The sequence below is a fragment of the Rhodococcus sp. NPDC076796 genome (assembly GCF_040702765.1).
Classification (GTDB): Bacteria; Actinomycetota; Actinomycetes; order Mycobacteriales; family Mycobacteriaceae; genus Rhodococcoides.
On sequence record NZ_JBFBMS010000013.1, the window covers coordinates 65,058 to 88,593 of the forward strand.

A 23,536-nucleotide genomic window follows, 5' to 3' on the forward strand; every position below is an offset into this window, starting at 1 on the left:
GGAGCCCGGCAGACGCGTGTCTGTCGGCGGATCGAACGACATCCAATTCTCTGCACTACCCACTCTTGCAAGGAGTTTCCTCATGCGTACCAAAGTCATTGCCTCGATCGCTGCTGCCGCCGCGAGCGCGTTCCTCGTCGTCGGCTGTAGCGACAACGCGGCCGATTCGTCGATGGACGGCCATGCGATGGGATCGATGTCCTCGGCACCGATGTCCTCGGCCCAAGCAAGCGCGTCCGCAGAGTTCAACGATGCCGACGTGATGTTCGCGCAGATGATGTACCCGCATCACGCCCAAGCAGTCGAGATGGCCGACATGGCGAACGGCCGCACCGACAACCCGGAGGTGCTGTCGCTGGCATCGGCGATCGCCGCCGCGCAACAGCCCGAGATGGACCAGATGACCACCTGGCTCACCGAGTGGGGCCAGCCCATGCCCGACATGGACAGGGGTGACATGGGTGACATGGGTGACATGGGCGGGATGGACCACAGCTCCGGCAGCGGCATGATGACCGCTCAGGACATGGACGCGTTGATGGCAGCGTCGGGACCGGAATTCGACCGCCAGTGGTTGACGATGATGATCGCCCACCACACCGGCGCCATCGAGATGGCCAACACCGAAATCGCAGACGGTTCCAATCCTGACGCCCTGGAGATGGCCCGCACCATCGTCGCCACCCAGCAGCAGGAAATCGACACCATGCAGCGGCTGCTCGGCTGACCCGGCCCGCTATAGACAACGATGGCCGCATCCTCTCCGGCGGAGAAGGTGCGGCCATCAACGTTCCACAATTGTCAGGGCTGCGTTCCCGGTACGAGATCAGCTCTCACAGTGACGGTGTGCGCTGCGACGGAGGGTTGGAACTCCCCTCGTTCACCGCTCCGGTGATGGTGTCGGGTGTGAGGTCGAGTCGACGCAGTAATTGTGCGTTCGCAGCGACGATGATCGTCGACAGCGACATCAGGATCGCGCCGATCGACATCGGCAGCACGAACCCGACCGGCGCGAGCACTCCTGCCGCGAGCGGAACCGAGATGAGGTTGTATCCCGCTGCCCACCAGAGGTTTTGCTTCATCTTTCGGTACGAGGCGCGCGAGAGTTCGATCACCGACAACACCGACCTCGGGTCGTCGCTGGCGAGGATCACTCCGGCCGATGCGATTGCGACGTCGGTGCCGGCCCCGATCGCGATACCGACATCGGCCTGCGCCAGAGCCGGGGCGTCGTTGACTCCGTCGCCGACCATCGCCACCGTACGGCCTTCGCTCTGGAGTTCAGCGACGTTGTGCGACTTGTCTTCCGGTTTCACCCCGGCGAAGTAGCGGTCCACACCGAGCTCGGTGGCGACGGACTTCGCGACGGCGTCGGCATCACCGGTGATCATCACGACCGCGATTCCTCGCGCGTGCAGCGCGTCTACCGCAGTGCGTGACTCGGACCGGATCTCATCGGCGAGCGCGAGGGCACCGATCACGGCCCCGTCGGCGAGGACGTGCAGGATGATCGCCCCGTCCCCGCGCCACCGGTCGGCGACAGCGAGTTCGGATCCGTGTTCCTGCTCGAGCAGTGCCGGCCCGCCGACCTGGATCCGGACGCCGTCGACGTCGGCTGCGACCCCGACGGCGGGGGACGACTGAAAGCCGGCTGCAGCCGGGACCGTCAGGTTCCGCGCGCGTGCGGCCTCGACGATGGCACGGGCGAGTGGATGTTCGGAATCTGCTTCTGCGGCAGCGGCCAGCGCGAGAACGTTGTCGGCGGTGCGCCCGCCGGTCACCTCGACTGCGGTGACGGTGGGTTCACCCTTGGTGAGGGTCCCGGTCTTGTCGAACAGCACGGTGTCCACCGTGCGCATGGTTTCGAGTGCGAGCCGGTCCTTGACCAGAACACCGCCGCGGGCGGCGCGTTCGGTGGCGATGGAGACCACCAGCGGAATCGCCAGTCCGAGTGCGTGCGGGCAGGCGATGACCAGCACGGTGATGGTGCGGATGACGGCGTCGTCGGGCATCCCGACCAGAGTCCACACCGCAGCGGTGATGATCGCGGCACCGAGAGCGAACCAGAACAGCCAGCCAGCGGCGGTGTCCGCGATGCGCTGAGCGCGCGAGGTCGAGTTCTGGGCGTCGGCGACCAAGCGGCCGATGCCGGCGAGGGCGGTGTCCTCCCCTACTGCAGTGACCTGGACGCGCAGACCTGAGTCGGTGGCGACAGTGCCGGCGACGACTTGATCGCCGTCGCTGCGGCGGACGGTGCGTGATTCCCCGGTGATCATCGATTCGTCCATGCTCGCCGATCCGGAGACGATGGTGCCGTCCGCCGGTACGCGGCCGCCGGGGCGGACGACAACGACATCACCGAGCTGCAGCTCGGACGGGGGCACCGGCACCACATCGTCGCCCTCGACGCGTTCGGCGACATCCGGGAGCAACGCCGCCAACGAGTCCAGAGCGGAGGTGGTCTGGGCGAGTGATCTCATCTCGATCCAGTGCCCGAGCAGCATGATCACGATCAGCAGGGCCAGTTCCCACCAGAAGTCGAGCTGATGATCGAGCAGGCCGAGGCTCGCTCCCATCGACGCAATGAATGCGACGGTAATCGCCAGGGCGATGAGCAGCATCATTCCCGGTGCACGGGAACGGATTTCGCTGACTGCTCCGGAGAGGAACGGAGACCCGCCCCAGGCGTACATCACCGTTCCGAACACCGGAGAGACCCAGGCAATCCACGCTGCGTCGGGCAATGAGTAGCCGAGGAGCATCGCGAACATGTTCGAGGCAACGATCACCGGAACGGCAAGGACCAGCATGACCCAGAACAGGCGACGAAACATACCGACGTGATCACCGTGACCGGTGTGCCCGCCGTGCTCTGCGTTGTGCCCGCCGGTGTCGTGGTCCGACTGCGGAGTCGCCTTCTCTGCCCCGTCCGTGTGCATTTCGGGTCCTTCTTCATGCCCGCTGTGCTGCAGTCTGTTCGGCGGATCCGTCCGCGCGGAGTCGACGTCGGAGTGTGTGTGATCGTTCATCGTGCAGTCCTCTCATCCATCGAGTTCGATATCCATTCATCCCATGAACTCGTGGGTTCTGGTTCGGCTGTGCATTCGGCGTCGAGGGCGACAATGATCTGCGCCTGGACGAGCGCGGCTGCACTGGTGACCGTGAATGTCCCTGCCGCCGCCGATAACGCGACAGTGTCCATTCCGATCACGGCGTTGACGTCGTTGCGGACCGACGGCTCACAGTGGCCGTACATCAATACCGGCGTAACTGACAGTGCGTGATGATCATGCGTAGCTTTCGACATCTCGGACAACATATACCCCATAGGGGTATATGTTGATCAAGTCGAACCATACCCCTTCCTGATCCCATTGGGAAGAACCGTCAGGGTGTTGTCAACGCGTGAGCGCCAGTCGGCTGGCCACCAGGTGCACCCGCGGTCGCTGTCATGCTCACGGACGGGCATGGATGTCGATACCGATTCGGTCAAGGGGCGCATGCATCCGCGGCACAGCTGAGCCTTACAGCGACGGGCGTACCTGCACACGCGCGTGGATCATCGGCGTTCGCTGCGATTTCCGTTACGAGTCTTCTCACCGACTGGAGGCAGGGCAGGGCGAATTACGCCGTGTCACGGCGCGCATGGCGAGCCCGCGTGTCGACTCTCGAAGATCGCGGAACTGCTCGTTCGGTCGATCGCTGACGCCGCAGATCGGACGGTGGAGCGATACTGTCTCGTTCACCATGGGGCTGCGGCGCCGCCGATGTAGCGTTGAGTAAGTCGTAGATGGGTGTATCACTCACGTTCGGTTCCACTTTCGATCTGATCGTTTCGGTGCGCCTTCGAACGCGCCGACAGTTGCCGCTCACCGGCCCCGGGCGAGCCCTGCCCTACCGGCCAGCCGGCGCGCACCGACATATCCAGTCCGCAAACTCGGTCACATGCGGTGAAAATGCCTGCCCGTCACACCGCAGTTGCTCTTTACCGAGTGTCGGCACGCTTGCGCAGCGCAGCGGTCGCCAATTCTGCGACCGCTGCGCGATAGAAATCTCGATCTATCTCCCCGGCCGCGAATCTACGATCGAGGATTTCCTGCGCGTCCTCCCCCGATTGCGGGCGAGCGGACATCAGCCGAACCGCACCCCAGATCAACAGAGCGATCACGACCAGCCAGAACGCGGCCATTCCTGCCATCATCGTCCATCCGCCACTCATGGTGCCCATATTCATCATTGCTGCTCCTCACTCTCGCACCAGCCACCTGCTGACCTGCGGAGTGTGGTCATCCCGCAGCTCCTACTATAACGCTTAGTAGTTCAGCTACTATCGAGCATAGTAGTTGACTGCTGTCGAGACGCCGTCGCCCGGACAGGCGATGATGGAGGCAACCTGTGGGAAAGAAATCCAGCAAGTCGCGATCGAAAGCGCACAAACGACGAACCACGGCGACACGATTCGGGGGCGGCCCACCGGCTCCCCACCCCGGTGCCATACGTACTGAGCCCCAGCCAAGGCATCCCCTCTCAGCGGTGGCCCCACATTCTGCGGTCAGCGTCGCCGCCGCCGATTATCTTCGAAGCAGGGGCCACTCGCCCGGCAGCGGTGCACTCCATCCCACTGTCGCCCGGGCTTTCGCGCCGGACTCCACTACCCCACCGCGAGCGTCGGCCCAGGCCGCAGAACCGACGATCGATACTGCAGCGCCGCCGGAGCGCCCACGTGCCCGCACGCCTGAAGCTGTTGCGCCCGCACCGCAGAGTTACGCACCCAAGCGCTCACCAGCCACCAGTTGTACCGATGAGATTTCCCAGGTCGAGCCGCTGGGGCTTGCGGTGACGTACTGGGGTGTCGGCGGGGCCGATGCCGAGCCCAGCCACGACGTGGCGATTCGCTTCACTGGATCGCGGGTGGAAGTCGAGGGCCATGCATCGACCGAGAAGGTCGGTTTCGATCGGACTCTGGTCGTGAAATCACGTCCTGCCGCTGGAGGCCGGTTCGCCGCGACCACCCGTATTCAGGGCATTGCCAGCGGGGAGTGGGAGGTGAGTGCGCGACGCATCGACGGGGGCGCAGACAGTAGCGAACGGCAGCAGAACTCTGTGCTCACCGCGCGCACTGCGCTACTGACATACGGTCCCGCTGTGCGGGTGTGGAGTTGGCCGGCGTTGGTAGCCGCGGGAGCGGTGGTTGCATTGATTGTTCAGGGATTCCTGCTCTCACGCATGGATGCCAATGTTGCTGCTGCTGTTGCAATTTCAGCTCTGAGTTGCGTTTTGGGATATATCGGTGCCAAGGTTTGGTACTTGATCTTGCACCGTCGACCGATATCTACTTTCATCCGCGCAGGAGCGTGCATACAAGGCTTCCTCCTCGTTTCGCTCGGCACCTTGGTCATCGGCGGAGCACTCGGGGGTATGGACGTCGGCGCAGTCCTGGATGCAACCACCCCGGGATTGTTTCTCGGCATGGCGATCGGTCGTCCGGGATGCTTCTTGGCGGGCTGCTGTTCGGGGCGTCCGACTCGATCTCGGTGGGGCCTGTTTTCGTCCGATCGCACCCTGGCGACGAGGAGGATTCCGGTTCAGCTCTACGAGGCCGCTGCAGCCCTGTTGATCGCGGGAGTTGCGCTCGCCGCGGTACTTCAGGTCGACCTTCCCGTCGGAGGGCTGGTCTTCCTGGGGAGTATTGCCGCATACACATTGGTCCGGCAAGGCCTGTTTCTGTTTCGAGTGGACGCGCACACTCGTCGAGGCCGACTCACTGTCTCGCTCATCTGCTGCGCGGTCCTCATCGGCGTCCTCGCAGCGTCGCAGGTGCTCTCGTGATCACCGAACGTATTTTTATGCGTGTGCCTTTCGGTGATCACCTCGATGCGATGGCACCGCATTCGGTGTCCCGATCGACGCTCCGTAGTCCGGCATCGATACTGACTGTCCTCGTCCTTGCACTCGCTGGATGTACCGGCGGCGAGGTCTCTGAGCCCACCGCGTCGATGCCCGTTGCTACACGGGCGGAACTGCTCGATCCCGCTGACTTCGCCGCCGCAATCGCCGATCCCGCCCGAGTCACGATCAACGTCCATACCCCCGACGAGGGCCAGCTCCCGGGAACCGACTCGAGCCTTCCCTTCGACCAGATCCGACAACAGGCCGCGACGTTGCCGCCCGACCGGACCACGCCGCTGGCGATCTACTGCCGTACCGGGACAATGAGCGCCACCGCTGCGAAAGAACTGGCCTCTCTCGGCTACACCGATGTCGTCGAACTACAAGGCGGCATGCTCGCGTGGCGAAACACCGGACGAACCATCGGAGAATGATCACGCACGTTCCGCACCACCGCCCCCGAAGGTCGAGCACCAGAACCGATCCGGTGAAATCGAATGCCGAGATCGTCTTGGTCAGGGTTTACCAGGTCGGGACCGGACACTTCGCCGATGGTCCCGCTACTGCCGGGAAGTGAACCTATCGGTTTGCCAGCGGGCGCAAACGACGTCGAACGGGCCCCGGCCTGTACCGGCGAATCAGAACCTCGCCCGCTGTCACCCTCAGTGCTACCAGCGCAGGCGTGCCCTCGCCCCAGGTTGCCTTCTCCTCGGCGGTGGTTCGGCTCCGTCGGCCGACTCGCTCACGATCGACAACGTATGGACGTGCTGGCAGCGCGCGATGTCAGGCGAAGAACGAGACGGCCGGTCGTCGGAAGACGCGGGCGGCCCCTACACCGAGGCGTACAAGCGTGAGCGCCGCCGTCAAGGTCGGGGTTGGGTGGTCCCTGATGGCGGGTGTCGTGATCGGTGCGACCCACGTCGTAATTCATCTCGGGCAGCTTCGGTTTCTTCCGAGCGCCGGATGGCAGGATCTCGCGGTCGGCTATCCGATGGCGATGGTCCTCGCGCTCGTCGGTCTCATGATGATCGCTTCCCGCACCCGAAAGCCGAGGGGCGAGTATTGCGGACTCGCTCCCGTGATCTGTAGTGCCGCGCGGGGCATTTCATCCCACCGCGCAGGATGCCAACGTCATGGCCCCCAGCAGGGCCACTACTGGTAACGCAGGCAGGGCAACGGCGGTGCACGCTACGAACGCCCGCGCCCACCGGAGGGGAGCATGCGGGATCACTCGGTCCACGGCGAGACGATCGAGCCGCACAACGGTGGCATCGGAAACCATACCGAGGGCGGGCAGAGGAACAGGGTGCGGGCGCAGCGAAGTCAGAGCGCGCCGCACGGGGTCTCGTCCGTGCGAGCGGGCTGCGCGGGCGTCCGCGTCGAGTTCGACCAGAGCGCGCACGAGCGAAGGTGACGCTCGCATGATCGGTAGCCACGGAAACGCATAGGCCACCGACTCGGCAATGCCTACGAGCAGATGATGCCGGCCATCGATGTGTGCACGTTCGTGTGCGAGGACCGCCTCGACTTCAGCAGGCGTCAACTGCGTACGCAGCCCCTCGCTGGCCACGACCATCGCCGGTCGTCCCGCGACGCTGTACGCGAGAGGACTGTCCAACGGAAGCCACAAGGTCGACGCGGGTTGATTCGAACCGGAAAACCCGACGCCTCCAGCGATGATGCGCAGCAGATCGATGTGCCGCTCGTACACTCGCCGTCGCTCACACACTGCGCGCCTCAGGTGGACGATCCAGCGGACTGCGCCGCAGCCCAACATCGCAATCCCGACAACCCCGACGATGGCCTCGACGCGGGCAGGTATGTCGCCCTGAAGGGCGAGCCAGCATTGGTGTGCGATGTCGACCAGGGTCGTCACGCCCCCATGACTGGGGATCGCACTGAGCACGACCGGTACCGCAATGCTGACCAAGGTGCCCACAACGAGCGCCGACCACGTCAAGAGCGTGACGTGCGCATCGATACCTCTGTCGATCATCGACCTCATCAGCAATGGCGCGGCAGCCGCAACCAACAGCCCACCGAGGGCCCACAGGAGTACGGCAGTCACCTCTGACGCTCTTTCAGACCGCGGGTGAGCACCTTCGATTCGTCATCGGAAGCGCCGCGGGCGAAGTGCAGCAGCACGCTCGTCGGGTCGCCGGTCGATTCGAGAAGTATTCGCAAGGCGTCGGAGGCGGCTTCTTCCCTGCTTCGGGTGGCTTCGTACCAATATGCCCGTCCGTTGCGTTGTCGGTGTACCCAGCCTTTACGGTGCAAATTGTCGAGCACCGTCTGAATCGTGGTGTACGCCGGTTCTCGACCGTCCTCGAGTTGATCGATGACATCACGAACCCGGACTGCGGCGCTGGTATTCCACACCACGTCCATCACCAGAGCTTCGAGCTCTCCCAAACCCTGCATGAGTGCCTCCTAGGCGCGTGTTCACTCTATCCCGTCGAACGAGCCAGCCACGTGATCCTTCGGTAGCGAGCACCCTGGTCCGAGAGGTTTGCATGCCTCGAATACGAATGCGGCCGTAGGCTCACGCCAGGTAGGACACCGATGTCATCATTCCCGCTTCCCCGTGATAGAGGTTGTGGCAGTGCAGAAGCCACTGGCCGGGATTGTCGGTGTCGAAGTCGACTTCGACAGTTTGGTTCGGCAAGACCAGCGAGGTGTCCTTCCGGGGGCCTGATCCGGCACCGTTGACAACCTCGAAGGTGTGTCCGTGCAGATGCATGGGATGAAACATCGTGGTGGCGTTGACGAAGCGAAGTCGTACTCTTTCGCCTTCGCGAACGTCGAGGGGGGTGTGCTGCTCGTACGTCTCACCGTTGAGCGTCCAGGTGTACCCGCCCATCTCCATCCCGAGAGCGATGTCGTACGTGCGATCCGGCTCGCGTGCGGACAAGCGGACCGTATCGAGCGACATCAGTTGATCAGCCATCACCGGGGCTGCAGAGAGTTCGGCAGGCCGGACTGAGGACTGCGGCGCGGCGCCTGGCCCGGTACGCAACACAGCGAACCCGCTCCCGTCCTTACCTTCCGCGGCGGCGACAATCGGAAACGCCCCGTCCTGCAAGGTGATGATTGCGTCGTAACGCTCTCCCATCCCTATCAACAAGCATTGCGCCTGCTCGGGCTGAACCGGAAATCCGTCGCTGTGAGTAACAGTGAGAGGATGCCCCCCCACTGCGAAACGGAAGGCCGTGTCGGCAGCTGCGTTGATGATGCGCAGGCGCAGCCGCTGGCCCGGCCGTCCGCCGAGCACGATGGGGTCGGCGGCGATCTTGCCGTTGATCAGGTAGTACGGGTAGCTCACGTCGCCGGTGTCGCCACCGAGAGGCGACTGGGCGGTGGGCGCGCTCATCGACATGCCGCCCATCGACATGCCCTCGCTGCGCAGCCGTTCGAGTTCTCGATCGGGGTCGCCGGCTACCCCGTCGAGCCAGTCGTCCAGGACCAGGACGGCTTCGAGGTCGTAGTCCGAGCCGTCGGCGGGGTCCTCGACGATCAGCGGTGCATACAGTCCTCTGTCGAGTTGGGTACCGACGTGAGGGTGAAAGAAGTACGTGCCCGCGTCGGGCACGGTGAAGTCGTAGCCGAACGAGTCACCGGAAGCCACAGCCGGCTGAGTCAGGCCCGGCACTCCGTCCATGTCGTTGCGCAAGGCGATTCCGTGCCAATGGATCGTCGTCTCCTGCTCGAGGCGGTTGTCGAGCTGTGCGCGCAACACATCACCTCGGCTCAGGCGAATCTCGGCACCGGGGAGTCTGTCGCCGAAAGTCCAGGTCTGTACCTGCACTCCGCCGAGGTCGATCGTGCTCGACTGAGCTCTCAAGGAAATATCGACTTGTCTGCCGACGGCCGAGCGCCGCGCGTCCTCGGCCTGTCCCACCACATCGGAGTCCGGTCCGACAACTGTCGCTGCGGACGAGCCATTGCCGCATGCCGCCAACACGACGGCACTCGTTCCGGCCGCGCTCAGCGCGAGAAAGTTGCGGCGCGTGAGCGAGAACGCACCTGCCCGCTGCCTGGTCATACACATCTCCCAATTCTGTAGAAGTCCGTCCGCCGGCGGGCGTTCGATCCTCGCCGCGTTGCTGGTGCTGGTGCTCGTGCTCGTGCTCGTGCTGAGATCAGCGCACAAGCGCTGTTACCGCCTCCCGCACCTGACTCGGGTCGTAGAACACCGGCGTCGAGGTGATGCGCTCGATCGTTCCATCGCTCTGGACCAAGAAACTCAGGGGCAGGACAGGGGGCGCGTCAAGTGTCTGCAACGCCGCGTCGGCCTGATCGAACGAGGGATAGTGCACTCCCAGCTCGGTGAGCAGGCTCAATGCCGCATCGGCATCGTCTTGGACGTTGAGACCGACGACCCGAACCGCATCCGGTTCTGCGGCGTACTGGGCCAGAACCGGAATCTCCTGTCTACACGGACCGCACCACGACGCCCAGACATTGAGCAATGTGGGTTGCCCAGCCAGGGAGGTCCCCAGATCGGATAAGTCCGACGTTCCCAAGCATCGTGCGGACGTACCGACGAGCTCGCCAGTTACGGGGGACGGAACCGGCGACGAGGTCGGGCACGGCTCGAGGGCAGCACGGGTAGCGATCACTGCCGACGGGAGATCCTCGTCCTCGACGTGAGGTGCCGATCCTGCGGACCCCACCGACTGGGTCGAGGGATCTCGAGACCACAATGCCAGCGCTCCAACAACTGTCACGATGACGATGATCGCAAGTAGGGACCAGCGTGTCGTCACCCGCTGCACCCTGCACCTCTGTCTCGTTCACCTCGACGATGTCTTCCGGTCTGTCAGCGTCATACTACACGATCTACTATCTTCGATAGTAGCAACGTGGATCCTGCACGCCGTCAACGCTTTCGCGGCCCCTTCACCCTCGGGCCTCACAGTGCCAGCACACAGCTCTCCGGCCGTTCGCCGAAGACGACCGTCCCCATCGAGGCGCACGATGAAGGCCGTCCAGCGACGCCGAGTCCTTCTGGCGCAGAAGATATTACGTACATGAACTTCGGCTCCCGAGAAACAACCCGACGATCGAAATGGGTCGCAGGGTGCGAATGTTACCGATGTAATTCACTGTGACTGATGGTGCTTGTGCGGAAAGGGTGTAATAGTGATGCGGCGTGTCGCCTTGACTCGAAGGCGACCTGAATTACTGCCAGGTATGCAGTTGCCGTCCAGGAGGACCACCGACATGAGACCTCTGCCCTCGTCCTCGTACATGGCGCACCGAACTCGGTGGGGTACTCGCATCCTCGTCGGTACCGCGTTCGTGGGAGGCATCCTCGCGCTGGCACCCACGGCGTCTGCAGCCCCGGACGCCGATCCGGCTGCGCCGCCGCCTGCCTTCCCCGCGCAGGCCCAATCGGACCCGCACGTCCAACAGGAGGTCCTCGATCTCGTCGTCGGCGCACTACGCGAGATTCGCGCCAACGGCGCTCTCGACGACCTGGCCGGCCCACAGAGCCGCATCGTCTCCTGCCTCGTGGGCACGATCGGAGCCACCGATACAGCTGACGGACCAACGGGAGCCCTTTCGCGACTGATCCCCTGTCTCGCGCCGATCGACGACATCGACCCCACAGTTCTCCCCCGACTGGTGTCGTCGATGGACGTCGCCACACTTGCATCCACACTCGCGGCCGCCGAGACTCCCCACGATCCGGCCACCCCGCACACCTCGTCGCGCGGACATGCGGCGGTCCCACCCGGCAGGTCGAACGCCGAGCCCTCGACCGAACAACCGACCGCCCAAGGCACCCAGGACACTCAGGACACTCAGGACACTCAGGACCCCGAGTCGGCCGCCGACCCGTCGACGCCCGAACTGCCCGCGCTCGAACCCGACGCCACTGTGCCTGAAACGTCGGCACCCGGCACGTCATCTGAAACAACGACACCCGAAACCACGACACCCGAGGCGGGCGATCATCCGTCGGCCGCCCCGCAATCCCCTACCGGCACAACAGGGTCGAGCAACGGAAAGTATCGTGCGCCGACAACAGGAACGTTGACCTCGACCTTCGGCGACGGCCGCGCCCATCAAGGAATCGACATCGCCAACTCCACCGGTACACCGATCGTCGCCGTTGCGGACGGCGACGTGATCAGCGCAGGACCGGCCCAGGGCTTCGGACTCTGGGTGCGCATACGCCACGATGACGGCACCGTAACGACCTACGGGCACAACAACGACAACCTCGTGACCGTAGGTCAACGCGTCACTGCTGGTGAAGAAATTGCGACGGTAGGAAACCGGGGTATCTCCACCGGTCCACATCTGCACTTCGAGGTCGACACACCCGCCGGCAACAAGGTCGACCCCAGACTTTGGCTCGCGGAACGCGGAGCCACCATCACCGGTTCGGACCGTGACTCGTAGTCGAGCCTCGACCGCACGGCCCGCCGATGGGAACGAATTCCGCACTGTTGCACTGACTTCGGATGCGTCTCTGCGGTCTCGTTTTCACCATCAGACCTGAACCCTCGGTGCCTCGACATGTTCAGCGGGCGCGCAGTACGATCGCCCGCATTCCGGTAAGTTCGCCGTACCTACTGCGAGCCCGAGAGGTGAAACGGGGGCCTACGACCGAACAGCCGCGTCGGACAGCGCGACACCCCGAGAGGCGAGCCACTCCTGAGGATCGACCTTGCTCCCCGCCGCGTCGACGACCTCGAAATGCAGGTGAGGCCCGGTCGATTGGCCACGATTGCCGACAGTGGCGATCTGCTCACCGGCTTGCACTCGTTGCCCCACGGTCACCAAGGTTTGATCGATGTGCCCGTAGACCGTTGTCGTTCCATCGTCATGCTGAAGACGTACCCAGAGGCCGAAACCGTCTGCAGGACCGGAGTCGAGCACGGTAGCGTCGGCTGCCGCGTAGACGGGAGTTCCGATAGCGTTGGCGATGTCGAGCCCGGTGTGCGTAGTCCCCCATCGTGGACCGAAATCCGAGGTCAGGGTCCCGGCGACCGGACGAACGAACAGTGGTCGCAGCGCCGCTGCATCACGCGCAGCGCTCTCCTCTGCCCTTCGTTGCCCCTTCGCCAACTGCTCGATCGCATCGTTGATATTGGAGATCTCCGGTATGGCGAGGATCTGAGGCAAGTATTCGGCCACCGGGTCCTGCATCGGTGTCGCTTCGTGCACGGGGACTGCCTGCGCCTGGGCGGGACTCGCATATTGGGCACCCGCCGTGACCAGAGCGCCCGCTGCCACCGCAATACCGACAGCGACACTGCCGCGGCGCTCGGTGGCGCGCGCCCGAGCGCGATGCCGCCCTCTCGGCGTCACCGCCACTCCCGGCACGTCACAGTCCGACAACTGTCGACGTCGGTCGGTCATGCGGGTCATACGGTGTTGTGCCACAGCAGAGTCCTCGGTAATCGAATGGAGCGAGGCGTAATCATCGACGTGCGCACCTCACTGATGTATCGAACGGATCACGACGCGATAACGAAAAGATACACGACGAGTGGGGTAATTACTATCATGGTTAGTAGTTCGATGTCCCCCGCAGTGGTTTCGTGCCTCACAGCGCGGTAGCACCGGACGTCGACGGTCGGAGACCATCGGCCGGCGAACGCTGCCTTCTCCATGCGAGAGCACACCCCACGACAGCAAGAACGACCGCGGCGTACTCCGGAAGCGGTCCCAGCTTTGTCGCCCACGTCGATCTCGTTTCCAGGGCAACATCAGCGACCAACGTCTGCGCAGCGAACAAGCCCGAACGATCTGCGACCTTCCCCTGTGGGTCGATGACGGCACTGACCCCACTGGTCGCCGCAACGAGAACAGTCCTGTTGTGCTCGACCGCCCGCAGCCGCGACATCGCCAACTGCTGGTAGGTCATATCGGTGCGCCCGAACGTCGCATTGTTGGTGGGGACCGTGATCAGCTGCGCCCCCGCACGCACGGAGTCGGTGACCAGCTCGTCGAACGCGACCTCGTAACAGGTGGCGACGGCCGTCGGAATTCCGGCGATATCGACGACACCGTCGCCCGACCCGGGAACGAAGTTACCGGCCTGCGAGGCGTAGGAGGACAACCTCGTCATCACAGATCGCATCGGGAGATACTCTCCGAAAGGAACAAGTTTGCGTTTGTCGTGTCGCTCCCCCGGTCCGAGTACCGGATCCCACACGATCGAGGTATTCATCGAGGTGCCGTCGTCGTTACCGAGCACAGCTCCGACCAGAATCGGCACCCCGACCGACCGCGCTGCAGCGTCGATCCCGGCAGTGGCGTCGGCGTTGCGCAGTGGGTCGATATCGGATGCATTCTCCGGCCAGATCACCAGGTCGGGAGCGGGCACCCTGCCGGCGGTGATGTCGTCCCCGAGCTGCATTGTTCGCTCGATGTGATTGTCGAGAACTGCTCGACGTTGCGAGTTGAAGTCCAGACCCGACCGCGGAACGTTGCCTTGAACAACGGCGACCGTCGCACGCGCTGCGCCTGCATCGTCAGCGGGAGTGAGCGCGAAAGCCAGAGCCGGCACGATCACCACAGTGGCCACCGACCCGACTGCGAATCGCGGCGTCGGCGGGCGTACCTGGCGGACCACACTGGCCAGTGCCGCGCCGATCACTGCGACTGCAAAAGATACACCGGGCGCACCGGCGAACGCGGCAAGCGAGAGCAGAGGGCCGTCTGCTTGGGCGAAAGCTAGTTTCCCCCACGGAAATCCCCCGAACGGAATCCGTGCGCGCAGACCTTCGGTGGCGGTCCAGATCGCGGCGATCCACAGCGGTTCGAAGCGCAACCCGGACACTGCGGCCGCTGCAGCGCAGAACAGTGCCACTGCTATCGCTTGGATCGCCGCGAGCGCCAGCCACGGCGGGGCACCGACGTAGACACCCACCCAGGGCAGCAGAGGCAGAAAGAACGCCAATCCCGACAGATACCCGTAGAAGAACGCCGCCCGGATGGAACGGCCGCGGATGACGAGAACAAGAACCCCGACACCCAACGGCGCGAGGAACCACAGCGACCGAGGTGGAAAGCCCGCGTACAACAGCACACCAGCAGATACCGCACACGATGACCTGCCTGCTATCGCGGTGAACACACGGCGACGTCGGGTTCGTCGGTGACGGTTCACTGTTGTTGCGCTGGACTCGATATCGAGCATGCCTGCATGGCTCTTTTCTCATGTACGGCATAGCGCCACCTGACCACCCTCGGTTACTACTATGCACGATAGTAGTAACAGCGGTGAGCCCGGACCGGCTCCCCCGCCGACACCGCGCCTCTGCGACGTCGATGCATACCCCGGGATATCGACCGCGCACCTTCGCTGTGCCCTTTGTCCTTCGCGGTGCCCTTCGTGGCCGGGCATCGACCGGTGCACGGACCACCCTCGGCTCGCACAAGATGCGTGCTGGACCCCGGGATGGAGACTGGCTTCTACCGCGCCGCAGCACGCCGACATATGCGGGTGCATCTGCTCTGGCGGCCATCATGATCACCGCCCCGATCGTCCTGGCCGTGTTCGACGTGACCAGAAACATGTGGTGCCTGCGGGCGGGCGGTGTGACCGCCCGATTCGGCGGCGGCACATCAGGGGCACCCTGAATGGGTTTGGGCCAACCCAGTTTCCGGCTGCTACCGTCGAGGCGTTGTGAGAATCTCTGCGCTGGGCCCGCCGCGCCTGCGGACGGTTATCGCAGTCGCCGCTGTCCTGTATTTGTTGGCTCACACCATCGCTCAATGCGGCATCGCCTGGGAACAGGACCATCACAGCGACGGCGTACACATCGTTTCGTCCTCGTCTCAGGCCGCCGCGGAACTCTCCCCCAACCACGCGCACATCGACGACGGATCGCCCCACATGGCGCACGATACGAACACCGTCATCGCAATGCCCCGATCCGACAACCCGCCCCGCCCATCGACCATCGCCGCGGTCGCAGCGATGGCCTTCGCTGTGGTGTTGGTGGCGATGTCTGCCCCGCGCATTTCGCGAGCCCCACCGGATCTACCCATTCCGATCCGGCACGGCCGAACCGTCTTGAACGAACTCTGTATCAACAGGTGCTGATCAGCAGCCCGCGGGCCATCCGAGGACTTCTCCTCTCATGGCCCAGTTCGTGCTGCCCATCACTCACTTACTGCGCTCCTCGCAGATCACATACAGGGACTACTCATCATGAACAGTGCTGTTCGCTCCACACTCGTGCCACCGTCCTCCGCCGGCCACATGTTGGCGACCGCCAAGAACTGCCCGGAACCGAGCACAATGGTCGGCAACACGCCCGTTCTGTGGATCGGTGAACCGTTCGCGGACTCCGGCCGCGGCTTCTGGGCGAAACTCGAAGGCAGCAATCCCGGTGGGATGAAAGACCGCCCCGCGCTGCACATGGTCGAAAAAGCCAAGGCCCGCGGCGACCTCGCTCCCGGCGCGATGATCATCGAATCCACCAGCGGAACCCTCGGCCTGGGTCTGGCCCTGGCCGGGATCACCCATCACCACCCCGTCACCCTCGTCGCCGACCCGGGACTGGAACCGATCGTGCACCGGATGCTCGCCGCGTACGGTGCCCGCGTCGAACTGGTCACCACACCGCACCCCGACGGCGGCTGGCAGCAGGCCCGGCGTGAGAAGGTCCGTGAGCTCCTCGATACACATCCAGGGTCGTGGTGCCCGGATCAGTACACCAACCCGGACAATGTCGAGGCGTACGAGTCGCTCGCTCACGAACTCATCGCCCAGCTCGGACGCGTCGACACCTTGGTTTGCTCGGTGGGCACCGGAGGGCACTCCGCCGGGGTGGCCCGGGTGCTCCGGCAGTTCTGCCCCGACCTGAAACTGGTCGGTGTCGACACCATCGGATCGACGATCTTCGGGCAACCCGCCAGCACTCGGCTCATGCGCGGGTTGGGTTCGAGCATCTATCCCGACAACATCGACTATCCCGCCTTCGACGAGGTGCACTGGGTGGCCCCGCACGAAGCGGTGTGGTCGTGCCGCACCCTGGCGGCGACGCACCACGCCAGCGGCGGCTGGAGCGTCGGGGCCGTCGCCCTCGCGGCCGGCTGGATCGCTCGCACCAGCCCGCCGGAGACCCGGGTCGCGGCCGTCTTCCCCGACGGACCGCAGCGCTACTTCGACACCATCTACAACGACGACTACTGCACCGAGCACGGCCTGCTCGACGTTGACCCGCCGACCGAGCCGACGACCATCGCCCACCCCACCGATGAGACTGTGACGTCGTGGACGCGGTGCGCCACCGTCGTCGATCCCACCGTCGTCGATCCCACCGAGAGCGTTCGATGAAAACTTTTCTGACCAAGTTCCGTAGCTTCGACCGGCCCAGCCAGGTGTTGATGGTCAACCAGTTCTCCATCAACGTCGGTTTCTACATGCTGATGCCGTACCTGGCCGGGTATCTGGCCGGTTCCCTGGGCCTGGCGGCGTGGGCGGTCGGGCTGGTGCTGGGGATGCGGAACTTCTCCCAGCAAGGGATGTTCCTGCTCGGCGGCACCCTCGCCGACCGCCTCGGATACAAACCCCTGATCGTCGCCGGCTGCCTGCTGCGAGTTGCCGGTTTCGTACTGCTCGCGGCCGTGGAATCGCTGCCGGCGATCCTGCTCGCCTCGGCCGCGACCGGGTTCGCCGGTGCGCTGTTCAACCCGGCCGTGCGGGCGTATCTGGCCGCCGACGCAGGGCCACGGCGGGTCGAGGCGTTCGCGGTGTTCAACGTGTTCTATCAGGCCGGGATTCTGCTGGGCCCGTTGATCGGTCTCGCTCTGACCACCCTCGACTTCCGAGTCACCTCACTGGCAGCGGCCGCGATTTTTGCTGTTCTGACGATCGTGCAGATTTGGACGCTCCCCGCGCACCGGGCCGAGACGACCGGGGCCACGACATCGGTACTCGAGGACTGGCGGGTGGTGATGGCCAACCGACCCTTCGTGCTGTTCGCGCTGGCGATGATCGGATCCTACGTGCTTTCGTTCCAGATCTATCTTGCGCTGCCGCTGCAGGCTGCGGTGGTAGTCGGTAACGGCAGGTCCGACACCGCTCTGGTGACCTCGTTGTTCGTGGTCTCCGGCGTGGTCGCGATCGCCGGGCAGTTCCGGATCACGTCCTGGTTGTCCCGCAGGTGGGGTTCGGGGCGAAGCGTGGTGGTCGGTATGGCAATCATGGCGCTGGCGTTCCTCCCGCTGATCGTGCTGCCGAGCCCGGCCGCGCTGGGCGGGTGGGCCGCCGCCGGTGCCCTGGTGTTCACCGCTGCACTGTTGGCGGTCGGCACCGCCGCGGTGTTTCCGTTCGAGATGGACACGGTGGTGACCCTGTCGGGCGGGAAGCTGGTGGCCACCCATTACGGGTTCTACAACACCATCGTCGGGGTCGGCATCCTGCTCGGCAACCTGGGTACAGGAGCCGTCTTCGGGCTTCTCAGCGACGCGCATCTGGGTGCACTGATCTGGGCGATACTGACCCTGGTCGGGGCGGCATCTGTGGCCGCTCTCTATGCGCTCGATCGATCCGACCGGCTCACCCCACCCCCCACCGAGACCACGGTGACCGAAAGCGGCGAGGTACCGGCCACCGGCTAGCGGCAGTGCACGCCGAGAAGTGGCCTGCATTGCCCACACCCGAGACCTCGACGATGATTGCCGAACACGAGGGTATCGACGCGGCACCGTTCACGACTATCCACCGACCGGTGGCCCGCATTCACACGAATGCGGGCCACCCACACCTCAGGCGGGGGTACTGCGGTGACGTTGGAGGCGACGGACGACGGGGTAACCCGTGACCACCCCGAGGACGATACCGATTTGCATGAGCATCCAGAACGCAGCATCGGTGGCCGGTGGCATGGTCTCGGTGTAGTACAGCAGCAGCATCCAACCACCCATCCCGAGGTCGAACGCCAGTACGGTCAACGCAGCGACGCCGACCGCAGCCAGGACAGAACGCCGAATGGATTGCCTGCGCACCGACTACCGGTGTGATGGCCGAACGCTCGTATACGAAGAGCATGATCGTGGCCAGTATGGCGATGACGATGATCATCACCCAAAGAACACTCTGTCCGCACGAGATTCGACGTCGGCAAGGACGGAAGCGACATCATCGAGAAGATTGTGGGCATCTCTGCGCGCGCGTAATCCGCGTTCGTAGTAGCCGGAGTCGAGGACGCCCGCCGATGCAGGCTCTGGTGCGACGTTCGATTCTGGGTGCCGCTCCCGCATCCGAGGGCGGTGTTCCGGTCAGTGCCCAGGGTCATGCCGTAGCACCGGTGCGGCACATCTCGTTGCATACCGTAGGGGGGTATGGTAAATCTGTAAGTGGGTCGCGACGACCTCGATCACATTCCGAATCGAAGAAAGAAGGGCATCGATGAACACCACCGTCACCGTCACCGGAATGACCTGCGGGCACTGCGTCTCCTCGGTCCGAGAGGAGATCAGCGGCATCCCCGGTGTGACCGCCGTGAATGTCGACCTCGCGAGCGGCCGAGTCGATATCGACTCGGACACCCCGATCGAGCAGACGGCCATCGCCCACGCAGTCGACGAGGCCGGCTACCAGCTCGCCTCCTGATCGACACCAGACCCGGACAGGAGATTCGCACGATGAACGCATCATCGAAGTTCGTCGGATTCACCATCGCCCTAGCCGCGGTCTTCGGGCTCGCCTTCGGAGCCGGGGACGCCTTCGGCCCCGAAGGTGCCGCACCACCCGACACACACGACACCTCGACTCACGACGCCGCCGCGGTGTCCACTGCGGGCGGGCCCGTCGCCAATCAGAGACCTGGAGGATTGATGGTCACCGACAGCAGATACGCCGCGGTGCCCGCCGCCTCGGAGCCGATGCCCGCCGGGCACGGACACTGACACACCACCACACCCCGAGAGGAGCGACGATGAATCCCGTCACGCACCACCCCACCGCCGACGGCCGGGTCGAACTCGACATCAGTGGTATGACCTGCGCCTCCTGCGCGAACCGGATCGAGAAAAAGCTCAACAAGCTCGACGGTGTCACCGCGACGGTGAACTACGCCACCGAAAAAGCACGCGTCGACTACGTCGGTGATGTCTCGACCGAGGATCTCGTGGGCACCGTCGAGCAGGCCGGCTACACCGCCACGGTCCCCGCGCCCGCCGCCTCCTCCACCGACCCCGACGCGGCCGGGCCAGCCGAGATCGACCCCACCGCCTCGCTGCGCCAACGCCTGCTCATATCGCTGGTGCTCAGCGTGCCGGTGATCGCGATGGCCATGGTTCCGGTACTGCAGTTCACCAACTGGCAGTGGCTTTCCCTGACCCTCGCCGCACCCGTGGTGGTGTGGGGGGCATGGCCGTTCCACAAGGCCGCCTTCACCAATCTGCGGCACGCCACCTCAACGATGGACACCCTGATCTCGATGGGCACCATCGCAGCACTGGGGTGGTCGTTGTATGCCCTGTTCTGGGGCACCGCCGGAACGGCCGGCATGACACACCCGTTCGAGCTGACCATCTCCCGCTCCGACGGGGCCGGCAACATCTACCTCGAGGCCGCAGCCGGAGTCACCACCTTCATCCTCGCCGGCCGCTACTTCGAAGCACGCTCCAAGCGACGCGCCGGTGCCGCCCTGCGTGCCCTGCTCGAGCTCGGTGCCAAGGAAGTCTCCGTCCTGCGCGAGGGTGTCGAACAGCGCATCCCCACCGATCAACTCATCGTCGGTGACGAGTTCGTCGTCCGCCCCGGGGAGAAGATCGCCACCGACGGCGTGGTCGCCGACGGCTCTTCCGCGGTCGACAATTCGATGTTGACCGGCGAATCCGTGCCCGTCGAGGTAGGACCCGATGATCTGGTCGTCGGCGCGACGGTCAACGTCGGTGGCCGAATCGTGGTCCGGGCGACCCGCATCGGCTCGGACACCCAGCTCGCACAGATGGCGAAACTCGTCGAAGACGCTCAGACCGGTAAAGCCCAAGCTCAGCGTCTGGCCGACAAGATCTCCGGAGTCTTCGTCCCGATCGTGATCGCCCTTGCCGCGGCGACACTCGGCTTCTGGATCGGCACCGGCGGTGGGATCGCGGCCGCGTTCACCGCAGCCGTCGCCGTCCTGATCATCGCCTGCCCGTGTGCCCTCGGCCTGGCCACCCCGACCGCGCTGATGGTCGGCACCGGCCGCGGCGCTCAGCTCGGCATCCTGATCAAGGGTCCCGAAGTGCTCGAATCGACCCGCCGTGTCGACACCGTGGTACTCGACAAGACCGGCACCGTCACCACCGGCAAGATGACTCTGCTCGACGTGATCACCGCCGACGGCGAGGACACCGCGCAGGTGCTGCGCCTGGCCGGTGCACTCGAAGATTCGTCCGAGCACCCCATCGCCCAGGCCATCGCCAAAGGTGCCCGCGAGAAGGTCGGAGCCCTGCCACCGGTGGAGCAGTTTATAAATATCGAAGGCCTCGGGGTGCAGGGCATAGTCGACGACCACGCAATGATCGTCGGACGGGCCCGCCTCCTCGCCGACCGGGCGCAGCAGCTGCCGGACGAACTCGAAAGTGCGATGCGTGCAGCCGAATCCGAGGGCAAGACCGCCGTCGCAGTCGGTTGGGACGGTCGGGCTCGCGGAGTACTGGTCGTCGCCGACGCGGTCAAACCCACCTCCGCCGAGGCGATCGAGCAGCTGCGGGGCCTGGGTTTGACGCCGATCATGCTCACCGGCGACAACGCAGCCGCCGCGCGTGCCATCGCCGACCAGGTCGGCATCCACGAAGTGATCGCGGAGGTGCTGCCCGCAGACAAGGTGGACGTCGTCAAAAGGCTGCAGGAGCAGGGCAAGGTAGTGGCGATGGTCGGCGACGGCGTGAACGACGCCGCCGCGTTGGCGCAGGCCGACCTCGGTCTGGCGATGGGCACCGGTACCGACGTTGCGATCGAAGCCAGCGATCTGACGTTGGTGCGCGGTGATCTGCGCGCAGCAGCGGATGCTATCCGCCTGTCCCGCCGAACGTTGGGCACCATCAAGGGCAACTTGTTCTGGGCGTTCGCCTACAACGTGGCCGCCCTCCCCTTGGCTGCGGCCGGGCTGCTCAATCCGATGCTGGCCGGTGCAGCGATGGCGTTCTCGTCGGTGTTCGTGGTCAGCAACAGCTTGCGGTTGCGCCGGTTCAAGTCCCTCACCGGATAACCGCGCGGGTAGAACAAGCACCCAAAAGGCTGGGGTGGGCGTGGCATGCAGGCGCGCCACCCCACCCCACCGCTACAACCCCGATGCAGCCTACGAAAGGAGAGGGCCATGTCCTTCGTGACAACGACCTTGGTGCAGATCACCCGGCACCCGGCGACCCGAGCGGTGGCCCGCTGCGCGGTGATGTGCGCTGCGGCGGCGGCCCAGCGACGACTCGACGGACCGACCCTCTCGCGCCATACCCCGGGCGGGCATAATCGAGGATGCTCGGCATGACACTCGGATTCCAGGAGGACACCATGGCCACTCCCGCGGCCGCGCAGGCACCCGCCGAGACCGACGGCCATGATCACGCCGCGCACGGCTACATCACCGAAAAGGACGCCTACCTCAAACGCCTCAAGCGCATCGAAGGCCAGGCCCGAGGACTGCAGCGCATGGTCGAGGAAGACAAGTACTGCATCGACATCCTCACCCAGGTCTCGGCGATGACCAAAGCCTTGCAGGCGGTGGCCATGGGCCTGCTCGAAGCTCACATCAGCCACTGCGTGGTCGACGCCGCCATCGCCGGCGGTCCCCAAGCCGACGCGAAGATCAAAGAGGCCACCGACGCGATCTCACGGCTCGTCCGCTCCTGAGCACCGGCAGTGCGAAGCCATTCCTCGCCGTCCACTCCCGCGTGCTTGTCGGAAACCTCGGCGAGGCGGCGCAGGCAGAGACCGTCATGACCGAAACCGTATCGGCGATTCTGCGCGATCGCCGAGTCCTCGCCACCGTGGCAGCGCTGGCAATACTGGCAGTGGCTGCCGCCCTCGTACCCCGCCCGTCGATCATTGTGGTGCGCGAGTGGGCGGAGTCGATGGGCCCGTCGTTCGTGGTGGTGTTCTTTCTGACCCAGGCGGTGTTGACGATTGCCCCGGTACCGCGCACGGTGTTCACCCTCAGCGCCGGACTGTTGTTCGGTCCCGCCACCGGGGTCGCCGTCACGATCGCCGCCACAACTGTCAGCGCTGTGCTGGCGTTGCTGCTGGTGCGCGCGCTCGGGCGCACCGCGGTGCAGGAGCGGCTGACGAATCCTGCGGTCAAGTCCATCGATGCCCGGTTGGCTCGGCGGGGGTGGCTGGCCGTCGGGTCCTTGCGGCTCATTGCCCCGGCACCGTTCGCCCTGGTCAACTACTGCTCCGGACTCTCCGCGGTGCGCCTGCTGCCCTACACGACGGCCACTGTCGTGGGGATTCTGCCCGGTACGATCGCCGCGGTGCTGTTCGGGGACGCTTTGACCGGGCGAACGAATCCGGCATTGATAGTGGTGACGTCGGCCTGCGTGGCCGCCGGGGTGGCAGGATTGCTGGCCGACGCCCGCCTGCCGGTGTCGCAGGCACAGCCCAACACCGCAGATGGCGCATCGAGAAGCGGTCGCCTTCGTCGTCTGTTGCTGCCGGACCGCGGATAGGACGTGGCGAGAAATC

General features: G+C 64.8%; 23 protein-coding genes. 14 read left to right on the forward strand and 9 right to left on the reverse strand.

The genetic code is table 11. The features are described 5' to 3' along the window. Positions 1–82: 82 nt before the first annotated feature. Positions 83–727, forward strand: a complete 645-nt coding sequence (locus AB0366_RS24705) for a DUF305 domain-containing protein (protein WP_008720034.1) — start codon at positions 83–85, stop codon at positions 725–727. 106 nt (positions 728–833) lie between these two features. On the opposite strand, the gene AB0366_RS24710 is transcribed toward AB0366_RS24705, so the two are convergent. Together AB0366_RS24710 and AB0366_RS24715 are read right to left on the reverse strand one after the other, a co-directional pair. Beyond that, positions 834–2,939, reverse strand: coding sequence for a heavy metal translocating P-type ATPase (locus AB0366_RS24710; RefSeq protein WP_230593579.1), 2,106 nt, complete (start codon positions 2,937–2,939; stop codon positions 834–836). A 1,046-nt stretch (positions 2,940–3,985) separates the two neighbouring features. After that, positions 3,986–4,219, reverse strand: coding sequence for a hypothetical protein (locus tag AB0366_RS24715; RefSeq protein ID WP_230593574.1), 234 nt, complete (start codon positions 4,217–4,219; stop codon positions 3,986–3,988). A 314-nt stretch (positions 4,220–4,533) separates the two neighbouring features. Between AB0366_RS24715 and AB0366_RS24720 the strand changes: the two genes are divergently transcribed. Further along, the gene (locus AB0366_RS24720) at positions 4,534–5,829 is read left to right on the forward strand and encodes a prolipoprotein diacylglyceryl transferase family protein (protein ID WP_230595438.1); all 1,296 of its coding nucleotides are present in this window, start codon (positions 4,534–4,536) and stop codon (positions 5,827–5,829) included. A 17-nt stretch (positions 5,830–5,846) separates the two neighbouring features. Next, a complete protein-coding gene (locus AB0366_RS24725; protein ID WP_231578189.1) occupies positions 5,847–6,323 on the forward strand; it encodes a rhodanese-like domain-containing protein in 477 nt (158 codons plus the stop codon). Between the two features lie 671 nt (positions 6,324–6,994). On the opposite strand, the gene AB0366_RS24730 is transcribed toward AB0366_RS24725, so the two are convergent. The 4 genes from AB0366_RS24730 to AB0366_RS24745 all read right to left on the reverse strand — a co-directional run bounded on the left by AB0366_RS24730 (position 6,995) and on the right by AB0366_RS24745 (position 10,655). Next, positions 6,995–7,957 (reverse strand): M56 family metallopeptidase, encoded by a 963-nt coding sequence (locus AB0366_RS24730; protein WP_032375712.1) that lies wholly within the window; start codon positions 7,955–7,957, stop codon positions 6,995–6,997. Then, a complete protein-coding gene (locus tag AB0366_RS24735; RefSeq protein WP_032375711.1) occupies positions 7,954–8,310 on the reverse strand; it encodes a BlaI/MecI/CopY family transcriptional regulator in 357 nt (118 codons plus the stop codon). Before AB0366_RS24735 ends, AB0366_RS24730 begins: the two co-directional genes overlap by 4 nt. Positions 8,311–8,431: 121 nt before the next feature. Next, positions 8,432–9,937 (reverse strand): multicopper oxidase family protein, encoded by a 1,506-nt coding sequence (locus tag AB0366_RS24740; RefSeq protein WP_045841174.1) that lies wholly within the window; start codon positions 9,935–9,937, stop codon positions 8,432–8,434. A gap of 91 nt (positions 9,938–10,028) precedes the next feature. Continuing rightward, positions 10,029–10,655, reverse strand: a complete 627-nt coding sequence (locus tag AB0366_RS24745; RefSeq protein ID WP_032375710.1) for a TlpA disulfide reductase family protein — start codon at positions 10,653–10,655, stop codon at positions 10,029–10,031. 457 nt (positions 10,656–11,112) lie between these two features. Between AB0366_RS24745 and AB0366_RS24750 the strand changes: the two genes are divergently transcribed. After that, a complete protein-coding gene (locus AB0366_RS24750; RefSeq protein ID WP_230593571.1) occupies positions 11,113–12,300 on the forward strand; it encodes a M23 family metallopeptidase in 1,188 nt (395 codons plus the stop codon). Positions 12,301–12,501: 201 nt separating this feature from the next. Here AB0366_RS24750 and AB0366_RS24755 read toward each other — a convergent pair whose 3' ends face one another. Both AB0366_RS24755 and lnt read right to left on the reverse strand, forming a co-directional pair. Then, on the reverse strand, positions 12,502–13,263 hold the full coding sequence (locus AB0366_RS24755; protein WP_176460367.1) for a M23 family metallopeptidase: 762 nt from the start codon (positions 13,261–13,263) through the stop codon (positions 12,502–12,504). 187 nt (positions 13,264–13,450) lie between these two features. Beyond that, positions 13,451–14,986 carry an apolipoprotein N-acyltransferase gene (gene lnt / locus AB0366_RS24760; RefSeq protein ID WP_230595449.1) on the reverse strand — a complete coding sequence of 512 codons (1,536 nt, stop codon included), beginning with the start codon at positions 14,984–14,986 and terminating at the stop codon, positions 13,451–13,453. A 305-nt stretch (positions 14,987–15,291) separates the two neighbouring features. Between lnt and AB0366_RS24765 the strand changes: the two genes are divergently transcribed. The 4 genes from AB0366_RS24765 to AB0366_RS24780 all read left to right on the forward strand — a co-directional run bounded on the left by AB0366_RS24765 (position 15,292) and on the right by AB0366_RS24780 (position 18,483). Further along, entirely contained in the window at positions 15,292–15,492 is a 201-nt protein-coding gene (locus AB0366_RS24765; protein ID WP_141215005.1) for a hypothetical protein, read from the forward strand. 46 nt (positions 15,493–15,538) lie between these two features. After that, a complete protein-coding gene (locus tag AB0366_RS24770; RefSeq protein ID WP_230593569.1) occupies positions 15,539–15,958 on the forward strand; it encodes a hypothetical protein in 420 nt (139 codons plus the stop codon). Positions 15,959–16,117: 159 nt separating this feature from the next. Beyond that, positions 16,118–17,197: a PLP-dependent cysteine synthase family protein gene (locus tag AB0366_RS24775; RefSeq protein ID WP_230558241.1), complete on the forward strand. Its 1,080-nt coding sequence runs from the start codon at positions 16,118–16,120 to the stop codon at positions 17,195–17,197. After that, on the forward strand, positions 17,194–18,483 hold the full coding sequence (locus tag AB0366_RS24780; RefSeq protein ID WP_032375707.1) for an MFS transporter: 1,290 nt from the start codon (positions 17,194–17,196) through the stop codon (positions 18,481–18,483). Before AB0366_RS24775 ends, AB0366_RS24780 begins: the two co-directional genes overlap by 4 nt. Positions 18,484–18,630: 147 nt before the next feature. Here the strand turns inward: AB0366_RS24780 and AB0366_RS24785 are convergent, their stop codons facing one another. Then, positions 18,631–18,870, reverse strand: a complete 240-nt coding sequence (locus tag AB0366_RS24785; RefSeq protein ID WP_032375706.1) for a DUF4396 domain-containing protein — start codon at positions 18,868–18,870, stop codon at positions 18,631–18,633. A gap of 403 nt (positions 18,871–19,273) precedes the next feature. Between AB0366_RS24785 and AB0366_RS24790 the strand changes: the two genes are divergently transcribed. From AB0366_RS24790 to AB0366_RS24815, 6 genes are all read left to right on the forward strand, one after another. Further along, the gene (locus tag AB0366_RS24790; protein WP_032375705.1) at positions 19,274–19,477 is read left to right on the forward strand and encodes a heavy metal-associated domain-containing protein; all 204 of its coding nucleotides are present in this window, start codon (positions 19,274–19,276) and stop codon (positions 19,475–19,477) included. 32 nt (positions 19,478–19,509) lie between these two features. Continuing rightward, a complete protein-coding gene (locus AB0366_RS24795; protein WP_032375704.1) occupies positions 19,510–19,773 on the forward strand; it encodes a hypothetical protein in 264 nt (87 codons plus the stop codon). 29 nt (positions 19,774–19,802) lie between these two features. Further along, on the forward strand, positions 19,803–22,067 hold the full coding sequence (locus tag AB0366_RS24800) for a heavy metal translocating P-type ATPase (protein ID WP_032375703.1): 2,265 nt from the start codon (positions 19,803–19,805) through the stop codon (positions 22,065–22,067). Between the two features lie 108 nt (positions 22,068–22,175). Next, on the forward strand, positions 22,176–22,343 hold the full coding sequence (locus AB0366_RS24805) for a hypothetical protein (protein WP_155288777.1): 168 nt from the start codon (positions 22,176–22,178) through the stop codon (positions 22,341–22,343). A 23-nt stretch (positions 22,344–22,366) separates the two neighbouring features. After that, positions 22,367–22,705, forward strand: coding sequence for a metal-sensitive transcriptional regulator (locus AB0366_RS24810; RefSeq protein ID WP_032375786.1), 339 nt, complete (start codon positions 22,367–22,369; stop codon positions 22,703–22,705). An 86-nt stretch (positions 22,706–22,791) separates the two neighbouring features. Next, positions 22,792–23,520 (forward strand): TVP38/TMEM64 family protein, encoded by a 729-nt coding sequence (locus AB0366_RS24815; protein ID WP_045841173.1) that lies wholly within the window; start codon positions 22,792–22,794, stop codon positions 23,518–23,520. Positions 23,521–23,536 lie beyond the last annotated feature (16 nt).